We start from the raw sequence: 21,769 nt of genomic DNA on the forward strand, positions 1-21,769 counted from the left end.
GTACGCCGGGAAAAACTCGCCCCCGTGAAGGGTCGGAATCAGGGTGTGCGGGCGGGCAGGGTGACCGGTTTGAAGCTCGGCCGGGCTTGCTCAAAAGTGTCGATCGTCTCGGCGTGGCGCAGCGTCAGACCGATGTCGTCGAGCCCTTCCAGCAACCGCCAGCGGGTGTAGTCGTCGATGCTGAAGGGCACCGTGAGGTCCTTGGCATGCACGGTCCGTCGCTGAAGATCGACCGTTACGGCGGTACCCGGCTCGTTCTCCAGCAGCTTCCACAGCAGCTCCACATCGGACTGCTCGCACTGGGCGGCCAGCAGTCCCTGCTTGCCCGCATTGCCGCGGAAGATGTCGGCGAAACGGGCCGAGATGACCACCCGGAAGCCGTAGTCCTTCAGCGCCCACACGGCGTGCTCGCGCGAGGACCCGGTGCCGAAATCGGGTCCGGCGACCAGCACGCTGCCGTTGCGGAAGACCTCGTGGTTCAGGATGAAGTTCTCATCCCCGCGCCAGGCGGCGAACAGGGCGTCCTCGAAACCGGTCCGGGAGACCCGCTTGAGGTAGACCGCCGGGATGATCTGGTCGGTGTCCACGTTGGACCGGCGCAGCGGGACGCCGACCCCGGTGTGCGTCTTGAACGGTTCCATCGTCACTGCTCCAAGTAGCTTGTTCGGACTGGTGGCCCGCCTCGCGGCGTCCGGGCGGCTCCCGCCCGCACCGCCGCGCACGACGGGCCGAGCCGTCGGGTCAGTCGAGGTCGTCGGGCGAGGACAGGGTGCCGCGCACCGCGGTGGCGGCGGCCACCAGCGGCGAAACCAGGTGGGTTCGGCCGCCCTTGCCTTGCCTGCCCTCGAAGTTGCGGTTGGAGGTCGACGCGCTGCGCTCGCCCGGCGCGAGCTGATCCGGGTTCATGCCCAGGCACATCGAACAACCGGCCGAACGCCATTCCGCGCCAGCGGCGGTGAAAACGTCGTGCAGCCCCTCGGACTCCGCCTGAGCGCGGACCTTCATCGACCCGGGCACCACCAGCATCCGCACGTCCGCGGCGACCTTGTGCCCCTTGAGGACCTCGGCGGCGGCGCGCAGATCCTCGATCCGGCCGTTGGTGCAGGAGCCGAGGAACACGGTGTCCACGGGCACCTCGCGCAGCGGCGTGCCGGGTGTCAAGCCCATGTACGCCAACGCCTTCTCGGCGGCGATCCGCTCGCCCTCGTCGACGATCCGCTCCGGGTCCGGAATCCGCTCGCCCAGCGGCAGGCCCTGCCCGGGGTTGGTGCCCCAGGTGACGAACGGGGTCAGTTCGTCGGCGTTCAGCGTGACTGTTGCGTCGAAAGTGGCGTCGTCGTCGGTGCGCAGCGTCTGCCAGTACTCGACGGCGGCGTCCCAGTCCGCACCCTCGGGAGCGTGCGGCCGCCCCTTCAGGTAGGCGAAAGTCGTTTCGTCCGGGGCGATCATGCCAGCCCGCGCACCCGCCTCGATCGACATGTTGCAGATCGTCATGCGGGCTTCCACGGACAGTTCGCGGACCGCTTCGCCGCGGTACTCCAGCACGTAGCCCTGCCCGCCGCCGGTACCGATCTTGGCGATCACGGCCAAGATCACGTCTTTGCTGGTCACTCCCGGCCGCAGCCGACCCTCGATGTTGATGGCCATGGTCTTGAACGGCTTCAGCGGCAACGTCTGGGTGGCCAGCACGTGCTCGACCTCGGAAGTGCCGATGCCGAAGGCCAACGCGCCGAACGCACCGTGCGTCGACGTATGGCTGTCCCCGCACACCACGGTGGTGCCCGGCTGCGTCAGCCCGAGCTGCGGCCCGACCACGTGCACGATGCCCTGCTCGGTGTCGCCCATCGGGTGCAACCGGATGCCGAATTCCTCGCAGTTCTTCCGCAAGGTGTCGACCTGGGTCCGCGACACCGGGTCGGCGATCGGCAGATCGATCCCGGTGGTGGGCACGTTGTGGTCCTCGGTGGCCAACGTCAGATCGGGGCGGCGCACCGGTCGACCGGCCAGCCGCAACCCTTCGAAGGCCTGCGGACTGGTGACCTCGTGCACCAGGTGGAGATCGATGTAGAGCAGGTCGGGCTCGTGCCCCTCACCACGGCGCACGATGTGCGCGTCCCAAACCTTCTCCGCGAGTGTTTTTCCCATCGCTGCTCCCAGTCGAGCCTGCCGAGACCCGAGACCGGGCCTCTCCCACAGAGTGGACTTCCCAGATGCCGGGAAGTTAGTATCGGTACGTGGGACAGCATAGCGGCATCGGAGTACTGGACAAGGCGGTGGCCGTCCTGCAGGCCGTCGCCATCGAGCCTTGCGGCCTCGCAGAGTTGTGCAGCCGAACAGGCCTGCCAAGAGCAACGGCGCACCGCCTGGCAGTAGGCCTGGAAGTCCACCGCCTCCTGCGAAGGGGCTCGGACGGACGCTGGCGCCCAGGCGCAGCCCTGGCAGAACTGGCCGGCGGAGCAGTAGACCCCCTCCTGGAAGCAGCAGCAACGGTACTGCCCAAACTCCGGGACATCACAGGCGAAAGCGTCCAACTCTACCGAAGGGACGGAATGCAACGCCTGTGCATAGCAACCGCAGAACCCCCAAGCGGCCTGCGCGACACAGTCCCAGTAGGCACCGCCCTCTCCATGACAGCAGGCTCCGGCGCCAAAGTCCTAGCAGCCTGGTCAGACCCAGCAACCCAAAGAGCAGTCCTAGCCGAAGCAGTCTTCGGCGAAAGAACCCTAATAGAAGTCCAAAGAAGAGGCTGGGCCCAAAGCGTAGCCGAAAGGGAATCCGGCGTAGCCAGCGTCTCAGCCCCAGTCAAAGACACCCAAGGCAACGTAGTAGCAGCAATATCAGTCTCAGGCCCCATAGACCGAATGGGCCGCCGCCCAGGAGCCCGCTGGGCAGCAGACCTACTAGCAGCAGCAGAAGCCCTACAAAACCGCCTATAACCCCAAAACAACCCAACCAACAACCAAACCCAACAACCAAACCAGAACAACACCCCAAAACACGGCGCAAAGCGCCGACCAACCCCAAACACCCACCCCCAACACAACCACCAACCACAGGCGCGAAGCGCCACCAAACCCCCACAGGCGCACAGCGCCACAACCCACCAGCACCCGCACAACCCCACGGCGCGCAGCGCCGACGGCAAGACAACAAAAAGAGCCCTCCCCGCAACCAGTGCGAGGAGGGCTCTGCTGGTAGTCCCGACGGGATTTGAACCCGCGCTACCGCCTTGAGAGGGCGGCGTCCTAGGCCACTAGACGACGGGACCGAGCAACAGCGACAACCCTACAACACCCCCACAACCACCAAACACACCACCCCACACCAACCAAAGACCAAACCAACCCCCACCCGGCGCGAAGCGCCGACCAACCACACCCCCAAAGCCAAAGGTCCAACCACCACCCACACCAACCAAGACCGTGCGCCACCACCCGCCACCATGGGAACGGTCGAGAAACCAGTGGGAACGGTCGAGAAACCAGTTCCGTCGCAGAAGCGCTAGTCCAGAACCAGGCCGGGAACGCCCGAAACGCAAGGAGCAAATCCGGGGGCGACCACCGCACCGTGGGGGGCTTGGGGGGCTCGGCCCCCCAATGAAATGACGAAAAGAGCCCTATCTACGCATTCCGTAGATAGGGCTCTCCCACTCTTGTAGTCCCGACGGGATTTGAACCCGCGCTACCGCCTTGAGAGGGCGGCGTCCTAGGCCACTAGACGACGGGACCTCGTTGTTGAGCGATCACTTGAGTGTTCGACTTCTTCTCGGTGATCTGCTCGCTGGGGTACCAGGACTCGAACCTAGACTAACTGAACCAGAATCAGTCGTGCTGCCAATTACACCATACCCCATGGTGTTGGACGGCCAGCTGCCGTTTTCCGATCTCCTCAGTGAGAAGTCCGGCTTCGGGGCTGCTGTCCGCCGCGTCGCTGAGAATATTAGACCATCCGTCGGGGGCTGGAAATTCGCCCCCCTTGGTGGGGGATCGTCGCAGGTGGCGGCGGCTGCGGGCCCGGAAGCCGGTTTTTCAGCGGACGAGTTCGGCGATGCGGGGTTGGCTGGTGGCCGGGGCGCGGGCGGGTATGGCGGGCAGGTCGGTGACGAGCAGTTCGGGCAGTTCGAAGAGGTTTGTGATGGTGGGCACGCCTGCGGCTGGGGGTTCGGTCCCGGTGCGGTTGAGCCAGACGCCGTGCAGCCCGGCTTGGGTGGCGCCGTGTGCGTCGACGTCGAGTTTGTCGCCGACGTGCACGACTTCGTCCGGTCGCAGGCCGAGTGCGTGGCAGGCGGTGTGGAAGATGCGCGGGTCTGGTTTGGCGACGCCGATCTCGGCGGAGATGATCATCGCGTCGAAGGCGTCGGCGAGTCCGACGGCGGCGATCTTCTTGCGTTGGTAGGCGCTTGGCGCGTTGGTGATGACGGCGAGCCGCAGGCCGCTGGCGCGCAGCCAGTCCAGGCATGGCCGGGCGTCGTCGTACAGTCCCCAGGCGCGTTGCATGGCGGCCATCCGCAGGGTTTCGCGGCGGGCGGCTTCGACGTGGTCGATTTCTTCGCCGAAGGCGGCGAAGAACGCGCGGGTGCGTTCGACGCACATGACGTCGAAGTCGATCTCGTTGGTGACGTACCGCGCGTAGTGCTGGTCTGTGGTGCGCTGCCACACTGGCCAGGCCCGGTCGCTGCCGACGAGTTCGCGAAGGGCGTGTCGCGACGCTCTGCCGCCGTCGAGCAAGGTGTCGTCGATGTCGAGGCAGACGGCCTTGATCTGTCCGAGTTCGTGGGTGGTTGATGCTTCAGGCGCCGATGTCACTCCGCGAGGCTAGGCGCTCACCCATCGCGTCCGACTCGGCCAAGACGGTGATCCTGGCGACCTGATCGGTCGTGAGCGCGGAAGCGGGCTCCAAGGTGCTTCGGCGCTCTCGAACGCGGGGCTCAGCCGAGTGCGTTGCGCAGGCGCCGCAGCGAGACGGCGCGGCCGAGGAGTTCCATCGACTCGTACAGCGGCGGCGACACGGTGCGGCCGGTGACCGCGACCCGCACCGGCGCGAAGGCTTTGCGGGGTTTGATGCCGAGGCCGTCGACGACGGAGTCCTTGAGGGCCTGCTCGATGCCCGCCGCGGTCCAGTCGGGCAGTGCGTCGAGGGCGTTGATGGCGGCTTCGAGGACTGGTTTGGCGTCGTCCCCGAGGGCTTTCTGCGCGGCGTCGGGTTCGGGCTCGAAGTCGCCGCTGACGAACAGGAAGCGCATCATGCCGACCGCGTCGGAGAGCACGATCAGCCGTTCCTGCACCAGCGGTGCGGCGGCGCGCACGATGGCGAGCTGCGCTTCGGTCGGTTCGGCCGGGAGCGCGCCGCCCGCGACGAGGTAGGGCACGACTCGGTCGACGAAGTCGTCGGGTGCGAGGGCGCGCAGGTGCGCGGAGTTGATGGCGTCGGCTTTCTTCTGGTCGAAGCGCGCCGGGTTGGAGCTGACCCGGCTGATTTCGAAGGCTTCGACCATCTCGTCGAGGCTGAACACGTCGCGGTCTTCGGAGATGGACCAGCCGAGCAGCGCCAGGTAGTTCAGAAGTCCTTCGGGCAGGAAACCCCGGTCGCGATGGTGGAACAGGTTGGATTGCGGGTCGCGCTTGGAGAGCTTCTTGTTGCCCTCCCCCATCACGAACGGCAGGTGGCCGAATTCGGGGGTGAAGTCGGTGACGCCGATGCGTTGCAGCGCCTCGTAGAGGGCGATCTGGCGTGGTGTGGAGGACAGCAGGTCTTCGCCGCGCAGCACGTGGCTGATGCGCATGAGCGCGTCGTCGACCGGGTTGGTCAGGGTGTAGAGCGGGTCGCCGTTGCCGCGCACCAGGACCGGGTCGGGGATGCTGCCGGTGGGGAAGGTGATCTCGCCGCGCACCAGGTCGGTGAAGGTGATGTCGCGGTCGGGCATCCGCAGCCGCAGCACGGCGTTGCGGCCTTCGGCGCGGTAGGCGGCCACCTGCTCGTCGGTGAGCTCGCGGTCGTGGTTGTCGTAGCCGAGCTTGGGGTCGCGGCCGGCGGCTTTGTGCCGGGCTTCGACTTCTTCCGGGCTGGAGTAGGACTCGTAGAGCTCGCCTGCGGCCAGCAGTCGACTGGCGATGTCGGCGTAGGTGTCGCGCCGTTCGCTCTGCCGGTAGGGACCGTAGGGGCCGCCTACTTCGGGGCCTTCGTCCCAGTCGAGGCCGAGCCAGCGCAGCGCGTCGAGCAGCGCCTGGTAGGACTCTTCGCTGTCCCGGCTTGCGTCGGTGTCCTCGATGCGGAACACCAGGGTGCCCTTGTTGTGCCGGGCGAAGGCCCAGTTGTAGAGGGCGGTTCGGATCAGGCCGACGTGCGGGATGCCGGTCGGCGAGGGGGAGAACCGGGCTCGAACGGGCTTGGCGGCGGCGGTGGCTTCTGGCGTGCTCATAACACATTCAGCCTAGCCACCCGCTGTCAGCGGTTGACGAGCGCGTCCGGAGAAGGCATCCTAACGTTATTCAACAGTCGTTGAAAAACTGGAGGCGATCGCGATGGAGCGAACGACCTGCTGCATCGTCGGCGGCGGACCGGCGGGGATGGTGCTGGGGCTGCTGCTGGCCCGGTCCGGCGTCGAGGTGACCGTGCTGGAGAAGCACAACGACTTCCTGCGCGACTTCCGCGGCGACACCGTGCACCCGACCACCCTGCGACTGCTCGACGACCTCGGCCTGGCCGAGCAGTTCGCCGAACTGCCGCAGCGGCACCTGAACAGGTTGCAGCTGCCCATCGGCCCCGCCGGGGAACTGTTCACCTTCAGCGACTTCGCGTCGCTGAACGTCAAGTACAACTACATCGCGATGGTCCCGCAGTGGGACTTCCTCGACATGCTGGCCGACGCGGGCAAGCAGGAACCCACGTTCACGCTGCGGATGAACACCGAGGCGACGGAGCTGATCCGGGAAGGCGGTCGGGTCAACGGCGTGCGCTACCGCACCGCCGACGGCCAGACCGGCGAACTGCGAGCCACCATCACGGTGGCCTGCGACGGCCGGAAGTCCTTCGTGCGCACCATGCCGGAGCTCGGGCTGCGCGACTTCCCGACGCCGATGGACGTGCGGTGGTTCCGGGTCCCGCGCCAGGCGGGCGATCCGGCGGGCGGGATCGGCCTGATCCGCGAACACGCCTTCACCGTCATGCTGGACCGGGGCGACTACTTCCAGGTGGCGTCGATCATCGGCAAGGGCACCGATCCGCAGGGCCGCAACCGGCCCATCGAGGAGTTCAACGCGGCTCTGGTGCGCTACTTCCCCTGGATGGCCGGACGTGAGCTGGTGCGCAGCTGGGACGACGTGAAGGTGCTGCACGTGGTGCTGGACCGGCTGCGCAAGTGGCACGTCCCCGGCCTGCTGTGCATCGGCGACGCGGCGCACGCGATGTCGCCGGTCGGCGGTGTCGGCATCAACCTCGCCGTGCAGGACGCGGTGGCCGCCGCCCGGCACCTGGCCGAGCCGCTGCGCGACGGGCGGCTGCGGCGCGAGCACGTCGCTGCGGTGCAGCGGCGGCGCTGGCCGACCACGGTGCTCATCCAGCGCTTCCAGCGGCTGATCCACGACAACGTGGTCGGACCGGCGTTGCGCGGTGAGATCGACTTCGGCAGCACCGCGCACCTCCCGCTGCCGCTGCGGGCCATGTCGAACATCCCGCAGCTGCGCAAGATCCCGGCGTACCTCCTCGCCTACGGCGCGGTCCTCGAACGCCCACCGAAGACCGCCCTGCGCTGACACCAGTCGGTGTCCGGGCCCATCGGTGTCCGGATGAGCGGCGCTTTCGCCCGGAAAACCGGGCGGGAGTTCCGCTCACCCGGCGCCTTCGGCACTCACGACCCCTGCTGGACCGGATTGGTGAGGGTGCCGAGACCGTCGATGGACACCGAGACCTTCTGGCCGGGCTTCATCGGGCCCACGCCCGCCGGGGTACCGGTGAGGATCACATCACCGGGCAGCAGCGTCATCACCCGCGAAATCCAGGACACCAGCGCCGCGACGTCGTGCAGCAGCAGCGAGGTCCGCGACTGCTGCTTGAGCTCACCGTCGAGTTCGGTGCGGATCCCGAGGTCCGCCGGGTCGGCCGCGGTGTCGATCCACGGCCCCAGCGGGCAGAACGTGTCGTAGCTCTTGGCCCGCGTCCACTGGCCGTCGGCCTGCTGCTGGTCGCGCGCGGTGACGTCGTTGGCGATCGTGTAGCCCAGCAGCACTTCGGTGCCGCGGGCCTCCGGCACGTCCTTGCACGGCTGCCCCACGACCGCCGCCAGCTCGCCCTCGAAGTCCACCCGCTCGGAGTTCGGCGGCAGTTTGATCGCCGCGTTGGGGCCGATGACCGAGGTCGACGGCTTCATGAAGATCACCGGGGTCTCCGGTGGCTCGCCGCCCATCTCACGGGCGTGTTCGGCGTAGTTCTTGCCGACGCAGACGACCTTCGTGGGCAGGATCGGGGCGAGCAGCCGAACATCGGCCATCGGCCACCTGCGCCCGGTGAACGTCGGGTCGCCGAACGGGTGCTGGTCGATCTCGACGGCGAGCACTTTCTCCTGCGGTGCGGCCGGATCCGGCTCCAGTGCCACGAACGACACCCCGTCGGAGTGGGCGACACGTGCCAAGCGCAAGACGAACCTCCGGATTCGAATGTGGACCGTCTCATCAGCCTAACCCGCGCCCAGCACCACCACACGGGCGTGCCCGCCGCAGCGCTGGCGACGACGACAACGGCGTTGTGGCTGGTCAGCAGTGCGACGAAAGGGACGCGGGCGCCCGAACTCACGCCCCCTGGGCCGCCGCGGCGCCAACCTCGTTGCGGCGCAATGCCTTGTACGCGAGCGCATCGCAGAGCGCCAGCCAGCTGGCTTCGACGATGTTGCCGTGCACACCAACCGTGGTCCACTCCTCCGCCCCGTCGCGGGATTCCACGAGCACCCGCGTGACGGCATCGGTGCCCGGGGCATCGATGAGGATGCGCACCTTGTAGTCGGACAGTTCAACGGCTCGCAGCCACGGCAGGTGCGGCACGAGCGCCTTGCGCAGCGCGGCGTCGAGCGCGTTGACCGGACCGTTGCCCTCCGCCGTGGCGATCACGCGCTGCCCCGCGACGTGCACCTTGACGGTCGCCTCGGAGACCACCTCGTCGGTCGATCGGTGGTCGAGCACCACCCGGTACGACTCCAGCTCGAACGGCGCCTCGACCGGCTCGGCGCCCTCGGCCGCGGCCATCTCGCGGCGCAGCAACAGTTCCAGCGACGCGTCGGCGGCTTCGAAGGACCAGCCGCGGGCCTCCAGCTCCTTCACCCGGCGCACCGCACCGGTGACAGCGGCCGGGGACCCCGACAGGTCGAGGCCGAGTTCGGCGCCCTTGAGCTCCAAACTGGCCCGCCCGGCCATTTCGGTGACCAGCACCCGCATTCCGTTGCCCACCACGGCCGGATCGATGTGGTTGTAGAGCTCGGGGTCCACTTTGATCGCACTGGCGTGCAACCCCGCTTTGTGCGCGAATGTGGACTGCCCCACGTAGGCCTGGTGGGTCTGCGGGGCGAGGTTGGCGATTTCGGCCAGCGCGTGCGAAACCCTGGTCAGCTCGCGCAGCTTTCCCTCCGGCAACACCGGCATCGCCAGTTTCGTGGCGAGATTTCCGAGCACCGCGAACAGATCCGCGTTGCCCGCGCGTTCGCCGTAGCCGTTGGCCGTGCACTGCACGTGCGTCGCGCCCGCCTGCACGGCGGCGACGCTGTTGGCCACCGCGCAGCCGGTGTCGTCCTGGCAGTGGATGCCGATGCGAAACCCCGTGCGGGCAACGACTTCGCCGACGGTTTCGGCCAGTTTCAGCGGTAGTTGACCGCCGTTGGTGTCGCACAGCACGAGCACGTCCGCGCCCGCGGTCGCGGCCGCTTCCAGCACCCGCAGCGAGGTGTCCGGGTCGAAGGCGTATCCGTCGAAGAAGTGCTCGGCGTCGAGGAACACCCGACGCCCCGCATCGACCAGGTAGCGCACCGTGTCGGCCACCATCGCGCAGTTCTCCGCCACATCGGTGCGCAGCGCCCGCTCGATGTGCCGACGGTCCGATTTGGCCACCAAGGTCACCACCGGGGCCCGGGAATCGAGCAGTGCCCGCACCTGTTGATCCGCGTCCACTGTGGTCCCGGCGCGGCGGGTGGCGCCGAACGCGACCAGCGCGGCGTGGTCGAGGTCGAGTTCGCCGTCGGCCGCGCGGTGGAAGAACTCGGTGTCCTTGGGCAGCGCGCCGGGCCAGCCGCCCTCGATGAAGCCGACTCCCAAGGAGTCCAACAGGCGGGCCACCGCGAGCTTGTCGGTGACCGAGTAGGAAATCCCCTCGCGCTGCGCGCCGTCCCGCAGGGTCGTGTCGTAGACGTGGAAGTCGTCGTCCAGAGGGGTTCCGGCCGGGGTGGTGCGGGTCACTGGTCTCTCCCGTCGGCGTCGAACTCGGATGGATGCGGCAGCGCGGTGCGGACACAAAAAAGACCCCCCGCGAATGCGAGAGGTCAGCGCGCCGGGGTGCGGAGTCGTTACCCGGCGCGCTCGCCAATAATGATCACACTGCGGAAAGCCACGACCCCATGCTGCCACAACGCACCGCGATCCCGACACCGGCTGCCCGAGTTCTCACGATCCGAACCGCACCAGGCGGGTCGTCCGGTGCTGGGCCGTCCACTGCGGACGCGGGGGCGCACCGCCGGTCAACGCGAAAAAGGGCGCCGCCCGAACAGGCGACGCCCTTTTCGCATCTGTTGAGGTCAGGTCTGCGGGGCTACCTCGCGGGAGGAGACCAGCGCCGCTAGCCGGTCGCCGACGGCGTAGGTGGCGCCCGGTGCCGAGTGGTCGCGGGTGGCCAGGTCGAACGCCACCGATGCCTCGACCCGCTTGGCGGCCTCGGCCAAACCGACGTGGTCGAGCAGCATCGCCACCGACAGCACCGCGGCGGTCGGGTCCGCCACGCCCTGCCCGGCGATGTCCGGCGCACTGCCGTGCACCGGCTCGAACATGCTGGGGTTGCGCCGGGTCGCGTCGATGTTGCCGCTGGCCGCCAGTCCGATGCCACCGGTGACCGCGCCCGCCAAGTCGGTGAGGATGTCGCCGAAGAGGTTGTCGGTCACGATCACGTCGAACCGGCTCGGGTCGGTGACCATGTGGATCATGGTCGCGTCCACGTGCTGGTAGGCCACCGTGACGTCCGGGTACTGCAACGAGACCTCTTCGACCACGCGCGACCACAACGACCCGGCGTGGGTGAGCACGTTGGTCTTGTGCACCAGGGTCAGGTGCTTGCGCGGCCGGGAGGCGGCGCGGGCGAACGCGTCGCGCACCACCCGCTCCACGCCGAACGCGGTGTTGATGCTGACCTCGGTCGCGATCTCGTGCGTGGTGTCCTTGCGCAGCAGACCGCCGTTGCCCGCGTACGGCCCCTCGGTGCCCTCGCGGACCACGACCATGTCGATCTCACCGGGGTCGACCACCGGGCTCTTCACACCCGGGTACAGTCGGGCCGGGCGCAGGTTCACGTGGTGGTCGAGCTCGAAGCGCAGCCGCAGCAGCAGCCCGCGCTCCAGGATGCCGCTGGGCACCGACGGGTCGCCCACCGCGCCAAGCAGGATGGCGTCGTGCTGCCGGAGCTCACCCAGGACCGACTCGGGCAACAGTTCCCCGGTCGAGTGCCAACGGGCGGCACCAAGGTCGTATCGGGTGATCTCGGTATCCGGCACAACCTCACCGAGGACCTTGAGTGCCTCGGCTACCACCTCCGGCCCGATCCCGTCGCCGGGGATCACAGCGAGCCGCATCTACACACCTCCCGAGAACCACCCCGACCTGCGGGGCTCGAACTGTTGAGCCGAAGGCTACCGGCATGGTCGTGGGTCACGGCACGCCGGGCCCACCAAGTGGATGATATGTCTCGCAACGTGGGACACCCGGACGGGTGAGAGGACATTTAGTCCCAGGCACGATACGAGGGCCGTCCCAAATGGCGGAACGGCCCTCGTATCACTGAGCGGAGTGATATTTCGGAATCAACCACTCGCGGTAAGCGCGAGCTGCTCCTACTCGAAGCTCACGGTGCGCACGATGCGCGCCCCGACGGCGGCGCCGATCGGCTCCAGGACGCCTGGCTCGACCGGCCGGTCCACCCGCAGCAGCATGATCGCGTCCGAGCGCTGCGTGGTCTGGCTGACCATGGCCGCCTCGATGTTGACGCCGACCTCGCCGAGCAGGGTACCGACCTTGCCCATCACACCCGGGCGGTCCGGGTACTCCAGCAGCAGCACGTTGCCCTCGGCGCGGAGGTCGAAGTGGCGGCCGTTGACCTCCACCAGCTTCTCCACCTGGTTCGGCCCGGACAGCGCGCCGGAGACCACACCGGTGCGGCCGTCGGGCAGACCTGCGCGCACCGACACCACGCTGCGGTGGTTCGGGCTCTCCGAAGAGGTCTTGACCTCGACGTGCACCCCCAGGTCCTCGGCCAGCTGCGGCGCGTTGACGAAGGTCACCTGGTTCTCCACGGCACCGGCGAACACCCCGCGCAGCGCCGCCAGCTGCAGCACCGAGACGTCCTCGTCGGCCAGTTCGCCGCGGGCCTCGACGGTCACCGAGCTCGGCGTGCTGCCCAGCAGGGCCGCCAGCAACTGGCCCAGCTTCTGGGTCAGCGACAGGTACGGGCGGACCTCTTCACCCACCGCGCCGCCCTGCACGTTGACCGCGTCCGGCACGAAGTCACCGCGCAGCGCCAGCCGCACCGAGCGGGCCACGTCGGTGCCCGCGCGGTCCTGCGCCTCGGCGGTGGAGGCGCCCAGGTGCGGGGTGACGACCACGTTGGACAGCCCGAACAGCGGGCTTTCGGTGGTCGGCTCGGTCTTGAACACGTCGATGCCCGCGCCGCCGATGTGGCCGTTGCGCAGCGCGTCGACCAGCGCGTCCTCGTCGATCAGGCCGCCGCGGGCGGCGTTGACGACCAGCAGGCCCGGCTTGGCCTTCTTCAGCTCCTCGGCACCGATGAGACCCAGCGTCTCGGCGGTCTTGGGCAGGTGGATGGAGATCGCGTCCGCGCGGGCCAGCAGCTCGTCCAGGGTGACCAGCTCGATGCCCAGCTGGGCGGCGCGACCCGGCGACACGTAGGGGTCGTAGGCGATCAGCTTGGTGCCGAAGGCGGCGACGCGCTGGGCGAACAGCTGGCCGATCTTGCCGAGTCCGACCACCCCGACGGTCTTGCCGTTGAGCTCGACGCCGGTGTAGGAGCTGCGCTTCCACTCGCCGCCCTTGAGGCTCGCGTCGGCCTGCGCCACGTTGCGGGCCACTGCCAGCAGCAGGGCCATGGCGTGCTCGGCGGCCGAGACGATGTTGGAGGTGGGCGCGTTGACCACCATCACGCCGCGCTCGGTGGCGGCGGGTACCTCGACGTTGTCCAAGCCGACCCCGGCGCGGGCGACGACCTTGAGCTTCTTCGCCGCCGCGAGCACCTCGGCGTCCACCTTGGTGGCGGATCGGACCAGCAGCGCATCAACGTCGGCGACGGCGTCGAGCAACGCTGGCCGGTCGGTGCCGTCCACGTTGCGGATCTCGACCTCGTCCCCGAGGGCGTCGATCACGGAGGGTGCCAGCTTCTCGGCGATCAGGACGACGGGACGGCTTGCGTTGGTCACGGGCGAACTCCAGTTGGCGAAGATCACTGTTCGGCACGACGATGTGCCCGGACGGGATCGCAGTTTAACGGGACATTGAGAAAGTGTTCACAAGGGTGTAGCCCGTATCACCGCATTCGGCCAGACCCGCCCGTTAAACCCGATTCTTCGGCATTGTCGCAGATCAACCGGGGTGTGGCACGGTCGTGAAGGCGCGCGGCCGCTTTCGGCGCGCATGACCGCGATCACGGCTCGTCGAATTCGCCGTCCTTGGCCCCGGCCACGAAGGCATCCCATTCCTCGGGCGTGAAAACCAGGACCGGGCCGTCGGGTTCGGCGCCGTTTCGCATGCCGATGTAGCCGTCCACGAACGCGATCTCCACCCCCGGCTCGTCCGGGTCATCGGTGCTGGTGATCCACTCCGCGTCGGTGAAGTCCAGCTGGTGTCGGATGTGCGCCTTGTCGTCGACGATCTCGTTGTCTGCACTCACGATGCGTACTGTATCCCTCACGCGTAGCAACCAAATCGATCCCTGGCGAATGGGAATGCCAGGCCGTCGCAATCTACCGGCTACCAGGGCGGGAAGTCGGCTCGTCCCCGCACCGGTGGCGGGAGCACGAGGCCCGGTGATCCCTTTTGGGGTTCACCGGGCCTTTTCGCATCGGCGGGCGCTGGATGTCGCGCCGCCGAGGTCTGCTCGCGGCTGGCGCGCGCAGGCGGATCACCGCCCGCGCCACCACGCGAAACGATTCGCGGACGGGCTTACTTGTTCGTCCAGGACATCAGGGAGCGCAGCTTCTTGCCGACCTCTTCGATCTGGTGGGCGTTGCCCTCGGCCTGCAACTTGTTGAAGTTGGGCCGCCCGGCCTCGTCCTCGGCCACCCACTCATTGGCGAAGCTGCCGTCCTGGATCTCGCCCAGGATCTTGCGCATCGACTCCTTGACGTGCGCGTCGATGATCCGCGGGCCACGGGTCAGGTCGCCATACTCGGCGGTGTCGCTGCAGGAGTAGCGCTGACCGGCGATGCCGCCCTCCCACATCAGGTCCACGATCAGCTTCAGCTCGTGCAGCACCTCGAAGTAGGCGATCTCCGGCTGGTAACCGGCCTCGACCAGTACCTCGAAACCGCTCTGCACCAGCGCGGAGGTGCCGCCGCAGAGCACCGCCTGCTCGCCGAAGAGGTCGGTCTCGGTCTCCTCGGTGAAGGTGGTCTTGATGACCCCGGCCCGCGCGCCACCGATGGCGGCGGCGTAGGACAGCGCCAGCGCCTGGGCGTTGCCCGAGGCGTCCTGCTCCACCGCGATCAGGCAGGGCACGCCCTTGCCGTCGACGAACTGGCGGCGCACCAGGTGGCCCGGCCCCTTCGGCGCAACCATCGCGACGTCCACGTCGGCCGGCGGCTGGATCAGGCCGTAGCGGATGTTGAAGCCGTGGCCGAAGAACAGCGCGTCGCCCTGCTTGAGGTTCGGGGCGATGTCGTTGGCGTAGATCTCGCGCTGCTTGGTGTCGGGCGCCAGGATCATGATCAGGTCGGCCTCGGCGGCGGCCTCGGCCGGGGTGAGCACCCGCAGGCCCTCCTCCGCCGCCTTGGCGCGCGACTTGGAGGTCTCGGGCAGACCGATGCGCACGTCCACGCCCGAGTCCCGCAGGCTCAGCGCGTGCGCGTGCCCCTGGCTGCCGTAGCCGATGACCGCGACCTTGCGCCCCTGCACGATGCCCAGATCGGCGTCCGCGTCGTAGAAGATTTCAACTGCCATGGTGATTCAGCGTTTCCTTTCGAGACTTCTTCGGTTGTCGGTGGCGGGGCGCCGGGTTCAGCGCGTTGCTGTGGCCGTGATGGAACGCGGGCCACGCCCGATCGCGATCGTTCCCGACTGCACCATCTCGCGGACGCCGTAGGGTTCCAGCATTCGCAGCAATGCGTCGAGCTTATCGGCGGTACCGGTGGCTTCAATGGTCAACGCCTCCGGCGAGACATCCACCACTTTCGCCCGGAACAGCTGAACCGTCTCCAGCACCTGGCTGCGCACCGAGGCGTCCGCGCGCACCTTGACCAGCAGCAGCTCCCGCTGCACCGCGCCCTCGGTCTCCAGCTCAACGATCTTGATCACGTTGATGAGCTTGTTGAGCTGCTTGGTGACCTGCTCCAACGGCTGGTCGCTGACGGCCACCACGATCGTCATCCGGGAGATCTCGGGGTGCTCGGTCGGGCCGACCGCCAGCGACTCGATGTTGAAGCTGCGGCGGGAGAACAGACCGGCCACCCGGGCGAGCACCCCGGGGACGTTCTCCACCAGCACGCTCAGCGTGTGTCGGGTCATCGCCCGCTCACCCCTCGTCCTCGTCGAACAGCGGGCGGATGCCGCGCGCCGCCATGATCTCGTCGTTGCCGGTACCGGCGGCCACCATCGGCCACACCTGGGCGTCCTTGCCCACCACGAAGTCGATCACGACGGGTCGGTCGTTGATCTCCATCGCCCGCTGGATGACGCTGTCGACGTCCTCTTTCGACTCGCACCGCAGGCCCGCGCAGCCGTAGGCCTCGGCCAGCAGTTTGAAGTCCGGGATGCGGTGCTTGTGGGTGCCGAGGTCACTGTGTGAGTAGCGCTCGGCGTAGAACAAGCTCTGCCACTGACGGACCATACCCAGATTGCCGTTGTTGATGACGGCCACCTTGATGGGGATGCCCTCGATGGCGCAGGTGGCGAGTTCCTGGTTGGTCATCTGGAAGCAGCCGTCGCCGTCTATGGCCCACACCGGCTTGCCCGGCACCCCGGCCTTGGCGCCCATCGCGGCGGGCACCGCGTAGCCCATGGTGCCCAGGCCACCGGAGTTCAGCCAGCTGCGCGGGTGCTCGTAACCGACGAACTGCGCGGCCCACATCTGGTGCTGACCGACACCGGCCGCGTAGATCGCATCCGGCCCGACCAGCTTCCCCAGGCGTTCGATGACGTACTCCGGCGACAGGCTGCCGTCGGTCGGCCACTGGTAGCCCAGCGGAAACCGCTTGCGCAGGTCGTCGAGCGACTCCCACCAGGGCGCCAGATCCGCGGTGCCGTGCTCCTCGGTCGCGGCGGCCACCGCGTCGATCAGCTCGGCCAGCACGTCCTTGCAGTCACCGACGATCGGCACGTCGGCGTAGCGGTTCTTGGAGATCTCCGCCGGGTCGATGTCCGCGTGCACCACCTTGGCATCCGGCGCGAACGACGAGAGCTGACCGGTGACCCGGTCGTCGAAGCGGGTGCCCAGCGCGATGAGCAGGTCGGCGCGCTGCATGGCGGCGACCGCGGCGACCGCGCCGTGCATGCCGGGCATGCCCAGGTGCTGCGGGTGCGAGTCCGGGAACGCGCCGCGCGCCATCAGCGTGGTGACCACCGGAATGCCGGTGCGCTCGGCCAACTGCCGGAGCTCGGCGTGCGCTTCGGCCTTGATCACCCCGCCGCCGACGTAGAGCACCGGGTGCTGCGCCTCGGTGATCAGCTTGGCGGCCTCCCGGACCTGCTTGCCGTGCGGCTTGCTGGTCGGCCGGTAGCCGGGCAGCTTCAGCTCCGGCGGCCAGGAGAACGACATGGTGGCCTGCTGGACGTCCTTGGGGATGTCCACCAGCACCGGGCCGGGGCGACCGCTGCTGGCGATGTAGAACGCCTCGGCGATGATCCGCGGCAGGTCGTCGGCGTCGGTGACCAGGAAGTTGTGCTTGGTGATGGGCAGCGTGATGCCGCAGATGTCGGCTTCCTGGAAGGCATCGGTGCCGATCAGACCGGTGCTCTGCTGACCGGTGATCGCGACGACCGGCACGGAGTCCATGTGCGCGTCGGCCAGCGCGGTGACCAGGTTGGTCGCGCCCGGACCGGAAGTGGCCATGCACACCCCGACCTTGCCGGTGGCCTGCGCATAGCCGGTGGCCGCGTGCCCGGCCCCCTGCTCGTGGCGCACCAGCACGTGCCGGACCTTGTTCGAGTCGAGGAGCGGGTCGTAGGACGGGAGGATGGTGCCACCCGGAATCCCGAAGACGATCTCGCAGCCGACGGACTCCAATGATCGCACCAGTGCCTGCGCACCGGTCATCTTCACTGGGGCACCGCTGGGCGGCGCGGGCTTGGGACGGCGTCCTGGCGGGGGCGCCGGGACCGGATTCTGCCTGGTATTGGCGCTGGTCATCGGGTCTGCCTAGGGGTCGGAGGTGGGCCGGACACGAAAAAACCCCCGCAGGCTCTGATGGCCTGACGAGGGTTGGCGCGTCGACGCTGCGAACTTCCTTAGGCGTCGACGCGCCAGGGAAGTACGAGAATGTCGTGCAGTCGCAGCATGGCAAGGACGTTAATCAATGCGACCGGTCGCGTCAAACCATGCGGAACGATCATCTCGCATGGTGGACATCGGAGCCGCCCCGTCGCCCGCCACCGCCACCGCTGCTCCGCTGGTCAGCGGCGCCGGGCCGGGACGCCGCCAGCATCAGGTGTGACGTGCGCCGCTTCGATCGGTCCGACCGGGACGACGGGCTCAGCGGCCCGATCCGCGCGGGTGAGAGCATCTGGGGCGTGAGCGAGACCCCGCAGGAGCCCGAGCAGCCCGACACCGAGCGGGACGCTGCCCAGCAACAACCCGAAGGGCCGAAGTCGTTGACGTTCCGGATCACGCCGGTATCGCTGCTGGCCGTGCTGGTGATCGCGCTGTGCGCCACCCCGCTGGCCACCACCGCCACGCCGTGGGGACTGCTGATCTACCTGGTTCCGCTGGTGCTGCTGGCGTGGATCCTGCGGACCCGGACGACGGTGGATCCGGAGCGGGTCGTGGTGCGCACGATCTTCGGCGGCGGCAAGTTCGGCTGGGACGAGGTGGCCTCGCTGCGGCTGGACGAGCGGCGCTGGCTGAAGGCCGTGCTGCGCTCCGGCAAGGAGATCAAACTCCCGGCGGTCCGGGTACGCGACCTGCCCCGGCTCGCGGCGATGAGCGGTGGGCGCCTGCCCGACCCGACTGCGCAGGAGTAATGTCGCTGGCACCGCGACTTCTTTCGCGCCCACAAGGCGCCGCTCGACCCTGCCAGTCGGGTTGGGCGTGGGCTCAACCGAACTGCCGTCAGGCAAGTGGCGAAGCCGCTTGGCCCACCAACGTAACTTGCACCGCCGCGGGTTCTCAGAAGTGCCATGCGGGGACACCCCACACCCCGAGCTATCTCGCGAGGACAGCCCCGATGTGGCGTATTGGTCGATCCCGGAGACGAGAAGGCTTCTGAGGTTCCACTACCGGCACCGCCACGCAAAATGAGCCTGGAATCCTCGATAGAAGAAGGTGGATATGCCCCAGCTGCGCTCTCGCACCACTACACACGGACGGAATGCCGCAGGCGCCCGCTCGCTGTGGCGCGCCACCGGCATGACCGACGACGACTTCGGCAAGCCGATCGTCGCCATCGCCAACTCCTACACCCAGTTCGTGCCCGGTCACGTGCACCTGCGCGACCTCGGCGACGTGGTCGCCGAGACGATCCGCGAAGCGGGCGGCGTGCCGCGGGAGTTCCACACCATCGCCGTGGACGACGGCATCGCGATGGGCCACGGCGGGATGCTCTACTCGCTGCCCTCCCGCGAGCTGATCGCCGACTCGGTGGAGTACATGGTCAACGCGCACCAGGCCGACGCGCTCGTGTGCATCTCCAACTGCGACAAGATCACCCCCGGCATGCTCAACGCCGCGATGCGGCTGAACATCCCGACGGTGTTCGTCTCCGGCGGCCCGATGGAAGCGGGCAAGGCGGTCGTGGTGGACGGGGTCGCACACGCCCCCACCGACCTGATCACCACCATCTCGGCGTCCGCGAACTCCGCGGTCGACGAGGCCGGGCTCGACGAGGTCGAGCGCTCGGCGTGCCCGACCTGCGGTTCCTGCTCGGGCATGTTCACCGCGAACTCGATGAACTGCCTCACCGAGGCCCTCGGCCTGGCGCTGCCCGGCAACGGCTCCACGTTGGCCACCCACGCCGCGCGCCGCGCCCTGTTCCAGGAGGCCGGGCGCACCGTGGTGCGCATCGCCAAGCGCTACTACGGCGCGGACGACGAGTCGGTGCTGCCGCGATCCATCGCGAACAAGAAGGCGTTCGAGAACGCGATGGCGCTGGACATGGCGATGGGCGGCTCCACAAACACGGTGCTGCACACGCTGGCCGCCGCCCAGGAAGGCGAGATCGACTTCACCCTGGAGGACATCGCCGAAACCAGCCGCCGGGTGCCCTGCCTGTCCAAGGTCAGCCCGAACTCCGACTACCACATGGAGGACGTGCACCGGGCGGGCGGCATCAGCGCGATCCTCGGCGAACTCGACCGCGCCGGGCTGCTGCACCGCGATGTCTCCTCGGTGCACAGCGCGAGCCTGACCGAGTGGCTGTCCAATTGGGATGTTCGCGGCGAGTCGCCCTCGGCGGAGGCCGTCGAGCTGTTCCACGCGGCGCCCGGCGGAGTGCGCACCACGCAGGCGTTCTCCACCGAGAACCGGTGGTCCTCTTTGGACACCGATGCCGCGAAGGGCTGCATCCGCGACGTCGCGCACGCCTACACCGCCGACGGCGGGCTGGCCGTGCTGCGCGGCAACCTCGCCGAAGAGGGCGCGGTGGTCAAGACCGCCGGTGTCGAAGAGGAGCTGTGGAGCTTCCAGGGTCCGGCGCGGGTGGTGGAAAGCCAGGAGCAGGCCGTTTCGGTGATCCTGAACAAGGAGATCCAGCCCGGCGACGTGCTGGTGGTCCGCTACGAAGGTCCGGCGGGCGGCCCGGGGATGCAGGAGATGCTGCACCCCACCGCGTTTCTGAAGGGCTCCGGGCTGGGCAAGAAGTGCGCGCTGATCACCGACGGCCGGTTCTCCGGCGGTTCGTCCGGGTTGTCCATCGGACACATCTCGCCCGAGGCGGCCAGCGGCGGCACGATCGGGCTGGTCGAAAACGGCGACCAGATCCGCATCGACGTCCGCGAGCGCAAGCTGGAACTGCTGGTGTCCGACGAGGTGCTGGCCGAGCGCCGCGCGAAGCTGGAGGCCAGCGAGTACCCCTGGCAGCCGGTCGGCCGCGACCGCAAGGTCACCGCCGCACTCCGCGCCTACGCCCGCCTGGCAACCTCCGCCTCCTACGGCGCAGTCCGCGACGCGAACAAGTGATTTTTTCCAGGTGAAGGGCACCTTTGACCGGCTTACTCGGTCAAAGGTGCCCTTCACTCTTAACCCAGACGAATGAAAACGGGCCCGGCGCGACGCTGCGCGGGGCCCGTTCTCGCTGTTGCGGTCAGGGGCGGTGGAACAAGATCAGCACCACTGCCGCCGCAGCGACCGCGATGATCAGGCTGATCAGCCCGAAGATCAGCGGACGGCGGAACCACACCCGCCCGTAGTCCAGCGCCACCCGACCGGGTCCGGTGAACATCAACCCGAGACCCAGCACCGCGAGCGTCGCCTCCAGCTCGAAACCACCGGAGGCGGCGAAGAATCCGGCGCCGAGCTTGAGGAAGATCGCGTTGGCCATCACACCGACGACACCCGCGGCGGCCAGCGGCGTGAACAGGCCGAGCACCAGCAGCGCGCCGGCCCCCAGCTCGGTGCCACCGGTGACCAGGGCCAGCATCGCGTTCTGCTGGAAGCCCATGCTGGCGAGCACCTCGGCGAAACCGTCCGGTCCCGGACCGCCGAAGGCGCCGAAGAGCTTCTGCGCGCCGTGCGCGAGGAAGATCCCGCCGAGCGCCAAGCGCAGGATCAGCAGACCGATGTCGGTGCCCGCGTTCCAGCCGAACGGCTTGCGCGTGTTGCCGAGCTCGTCGTAGTACTCGGAAGGGGCGTTGCGCTGACTGACCACCGACGTCGCTTCGGCGTCGCTGTAGCCGTCATCGTCGTCGTAGTAGTTGTACTTCTGCGCACCGAGGCCCTGCGTGCTCCTGGTACCGGGTGCACCCTGCGCGCCCGTCCCAGCAGAGGGCTGCTGGGCGTGCGCGCCGTAGCTGCGATCGTCGGGGTAGCCGCCCGCACCGCCGGGGCGATCGTCGTGAATCCTCACGCCGGACGAGGCTAGGGCATGGTCACCCCAACGTGCGAGCATTTCCGGTAAAACCTTCCGACACGTGATTTGTTCGATACCACACGTGGGCCA

Annotated in this window: 17 protein-coding genes and 3 tRNA genes; 4 read left to right on the forward strand and 16 right to left on the reverse strand. The window is 68.3% G+C overall.

Going from position 1 to position 21,769, the window contains the following annotated elements; genetic code table 11:
* Positions 1 to 38: 38 nt before the first annotated feature.
* Positions 39 to 641: a 3-isopropylmalate dehydratase small subunit gene (gene leuD / locus ACTWQN_RS18960; RefSeq protein WP_443204833.1), complete on the reverse strand. Its 603-nt coding sequence runs from the start codon at positions 639 to 641 to the stop codon at positions 39 to 41.
* Positions 642 to 741: 100 nt separating this feature from the next.
* Positions 742 to 2,145, reverse strand: a complete 1,404-nt coding sequence (gene leuC, locus ACTWQN_RS18965; protein WP_443204834.1) for a 3-isopropylmalate dehydratase large subunit — start codon at positions 2,143 to 2,145, stop codon at positions 742 to 744.
* Positions 2,146 to 2,234: 89 nt separating this feature from the next.
* On the opposite strand from leuC, the gene ACTWQN_RS18970 reads away from it, so the two are divergent.
* On the forward strand, positions 2,235 to 2,936 hold the full coding sequence (locus ACTWQN_RS18970) for an IclR family transcriptional regulator (protein ID WP_443204835.1): 702 nt from the start codon (positions 2,235 to 2,237) through the stop codon (positions 2,934 to 2,936).
* A 256-nt stretch (positions 2,937 to 3,192) separates the two neighbouring features.
* Here the strand turns inward: ACTWQN_RS18970 and ACTWQN_RS18975 are convergent.
* The 5 genes from ACTWQN_RS18975 to gltX form a co-directional block, all read right to left on the reverse strand.
* Positions 3,193 to 3,268: transfer RNA gene (locus ACTWQN_RS18975), tRNA-Glu, on the reverse strand.
* A gap of 387 nt (positions 3,269 to 3,655) precedes the next feature.
* Positions 3,656 to 3,728 (reverse strand) — tRNA-Glu (locus tag ACTWQN_RS18980).
* A gap of 52 nt (positions 3,729 to 3,780) precedes the next feature.
* A tRNA-Gln gene (locus ACTWQN_RS18985) sits at positions 3,781 to 3,852 on the reverse strand.
* Between the two features lie 176 nt (positions 3,853 to 4,028).
* Entirely contained in the window at positions 4,029 to 4,805 is a 777-nt protein-coding gene (locus ACTWQN_RS18990) for an HAD family hydrolase (RefSeq protein ID WP_443204836.1), read from the reverse strand.
* A gap of 122 nt (positions 4,806 to 4,927) precedes the next feature.
* Entirely contained in the window at positions 4,928 to 6,418 is a 1,491-nt protein-coding gene (gene gltX / locus ACTWQN_RS18995; RefSeq protein ID WP_443204837.1) for a glutamate--tRNA ligase, read from the reverse strand.
* 103 nt (positions 6,419 to 6,521) lie between these two features.
* Between gltX and ACTWQN_RS19000 the strand changes: the two genes are divergently transcribed.
* Positions 6,522 to 7,751: an FAD-dependent oxidoreductase gene (locus tag ACTWQN_RS19000; RefSeq protein WP_443204838.1), complete on the forward strand. Its 1,230-nt coding sequence runs from the start codon at positions 6,522 to 6,524 to the stop codon at positions 7,749 to 7,751.
* A gap of 95 nt (positions 7,752 to 7,846) precedes the next feature.
* On the opposite strand, the gene ACTWQN_RS19005 is transcribed toward ACTWQN_RS19000, so the two are convergent.
* The 8 genes from ACTWQN_RS19005 to ACTWQN_RS19040 form a co-directional block, all read right to left on the reverse strand.
* Positions 7,847 to 8,632, reverse strand: a complete 786-nt coding sequence (locus tag ACTWQN_RS19005) for a fumarylacetoacetate hydrolase family protein (RefSeq protein WP_443204839.1) — start codon at positions 8,630 to 8,632, stop codon at positions 7,847 to 7,849.
* Positions 8,633 to 8,783: 151 nt separating this feature from the next.
* The gene (gene cimA / locus ACTWQN_RS19010) at positions 8,784 to 10,433 is read right to left on the reverse strand and encodes a citramalate synthase (protein ID WP_443204840.1); all 1,650 of its coding nucleotides are present in this window, start codon (positions 10,431 to 10,433) and stop codon (positions 8,784 to 8,786) included.
* Between the two features lie 335 nt (positions 10,434 to 10,768).
* Entirely contained in the window at positions 10,769 to 11,812 is a 1,044-nt protein-coding gene (locus tag ACTWQN_RS19015) for a 3-isopropylmalate dehydrogenase (RefSeq protein ID WP_443204841.1), read from the reverse strand.
* Positions 11,813 to 12,070: 258 nt separating this feature from the next.
* On the reverse strand, positions 12,071 to 13,666 hold the full coding sequence (gene serA / locus ACTWQN_RS19020; RefSeq protein ID WP_443204842.1) for a phosphoglycerate dehydrogenase: 1,596 nt from the start codon (positions 13,664 to 13,666) through the stop codon (positions 12,071 to 12,073).
* 224 nt (positions 13,667 to 13,890) lie between these two features.
* Positions 13,891 to 14,136 (reverse strand): DUF397 domain-containing protein, encoded by a 246-nt coding sequence (locus tag ACTWQN_RS19025; protein WP_443204843.1) that lies wholly within the window; start codon positions 14,134 to 14,136, stop codon positions 13,891 to 13,893.
* A gap of 272 nt (positions 14,137 to 14,408) precedes the next feature.
* On the reverse strand, positions 14,409 to 15,404 hold the full coding sequence (ilvC, locus tag ACTWQN_RS19030) for a ketol-acid reductoisomerase (RefSeq protein WP_443204844.1): 996 nt from the start codon (positions 15,402 to 15,404) through the stop codon (positions 14,409 to 14,411).
* A gap of 57 nt (positions 15,405 to 15,461) precedes the next feature.
* Positions 15,462 to 15,968, reverse strand: coding sequence for an acetolactate synthase small subunit (gene ilvN / locus ACTWQN_RS19035; protein WP_443204845.1), 507 nt, complete (start codon positions 15,966 to 15,968; stop codon positions 15,462 to 15,464).
* A gap of 7 nt (positions 15,969 to 15,975) precedes the next feature.
* Positions 15,976 to 17,721: an acetolactate synthase large subunit gene (locus ACTWQN_RS19040; protein ID WP_443204846.1), complete on the reverse strand. Its 1,746-nt coding sequence runs from the start codon at positions 17,719 to 17,721 to the stop codon at positions 15,976 to 15,978.
* Between the two features lie 392 nt (positions 17,722 to 18,113).
* Between ACTWQN_RS19040 and ACTWQN_RS19045 the strand changes: the two genes are divergently transcribed.
* Positions 18,114 to 18,638 carry a PH domain-containing protein gene (locus ACTWQN_RS19045; RefSeq protein ID WP_443204847.1) on the forward strand — a complete coding sequence of 175 codons (525 nt, stop codon included), beginning with the start codon at positions 18,114 to 18,116 and terminating at the stop codon, positions 18,636 to 18,638.
* A gap of 307 nt (positions 18,639 to 18,945) precedes the next feature.
* Complete coding sequence (gene ilvD / locus ACTWQN_RS19050) at positions 18,946 to 20,790, forward strand: dihydroxy-acid dehydratase (protein ID WP_443204848.1); 1,845 nt, start codon at positions 18,946 to 18,948, stop codon at positions 20,788 to 20,790.
* Between the two features lie 124 nt (positions 20,791 to 20,914).
* Here the strand turns inward: ilvD and ACTWQN_RS19055 are convergent, their stop codons facing one another.
* Positions 20,915 to 21,676: a DoxX family protein gene (locus tag ACTWQN_RS19055; RefSeq protein ID WP_443204849.1), complete on the reverse strand. Its 762-nt coding sequence runs from the start codon at positions 21,674 to 21,676 to the stop codon at positions 20,915 to 20,917.
* Positions 21,677 to 21,769: the final 93 nt, after the last annotated feature.

The organism is Saccharopolyspora antiqui, from assembly GCF_052246905.1.
GTDB lineage: Bacteria > Actinomycetota > Actinomycetes > Mycobacteriales > Pseudonocardiaceae > Saccharopolyspora.

Bases quoted from the DNA above. Each gene is read 5' to 3' on its own strand.
- leuD (WP_443204833.1), bottom strand. From the start codon at position 641: ATGGAACCGTTCAAGACGCACACCGGGGTCGGCGTCCCGCTGCGCCGG.
- leuC (WP_443204834.1), bottom strand. From the start codon at position 2,145: ATGGGAAAAACACTCGCGGAGAAGGTTTGGGACGCGCACATCGTGCGC.
- gltX (WP_443204837.1), bottom strand. From the start codon at position 6,418: ATGAGCACGCCAGAAGCCACCGCCGCCGCCAAGCCCGTTCGAGCCCGG.
- ACTWQN_RS19000 (WP_443204838.1), top strand. From the start codon at position 6,522: ATGGAGCGAACGACCTGCTGCATCGTCGGCGGCGGACCGGCGGGGATG.
- ACTWQN_RS19015 (WP_443204841.1), bottom strand. From the start codon at position 11,812: ATGCGGCTCGCTGTGATCCCCGGCGACGGGATCGGGCCGGAGGTGGTA.
- ilvC (WP_443204844.1), bottom strand. From the start codon at position 15,404: ATGGCAGTTGAAATCTTCTACGACGCGGACGCCGATCTGGGCATCGTG.
- ilvN (WP_443204845.1), bottom strand. From the start codon at position 15,968: ATGACCCGACACACGCTGAGCGTGCTGGTGGAGAACGTCCCCGGGGTG.
- ilvD (WP_443204848.1), top strand. From the start codon at position 18,946: ATGCCCCAGCTGCGCTCTCGCACCACTACACACGGACGGAATGCCGCA.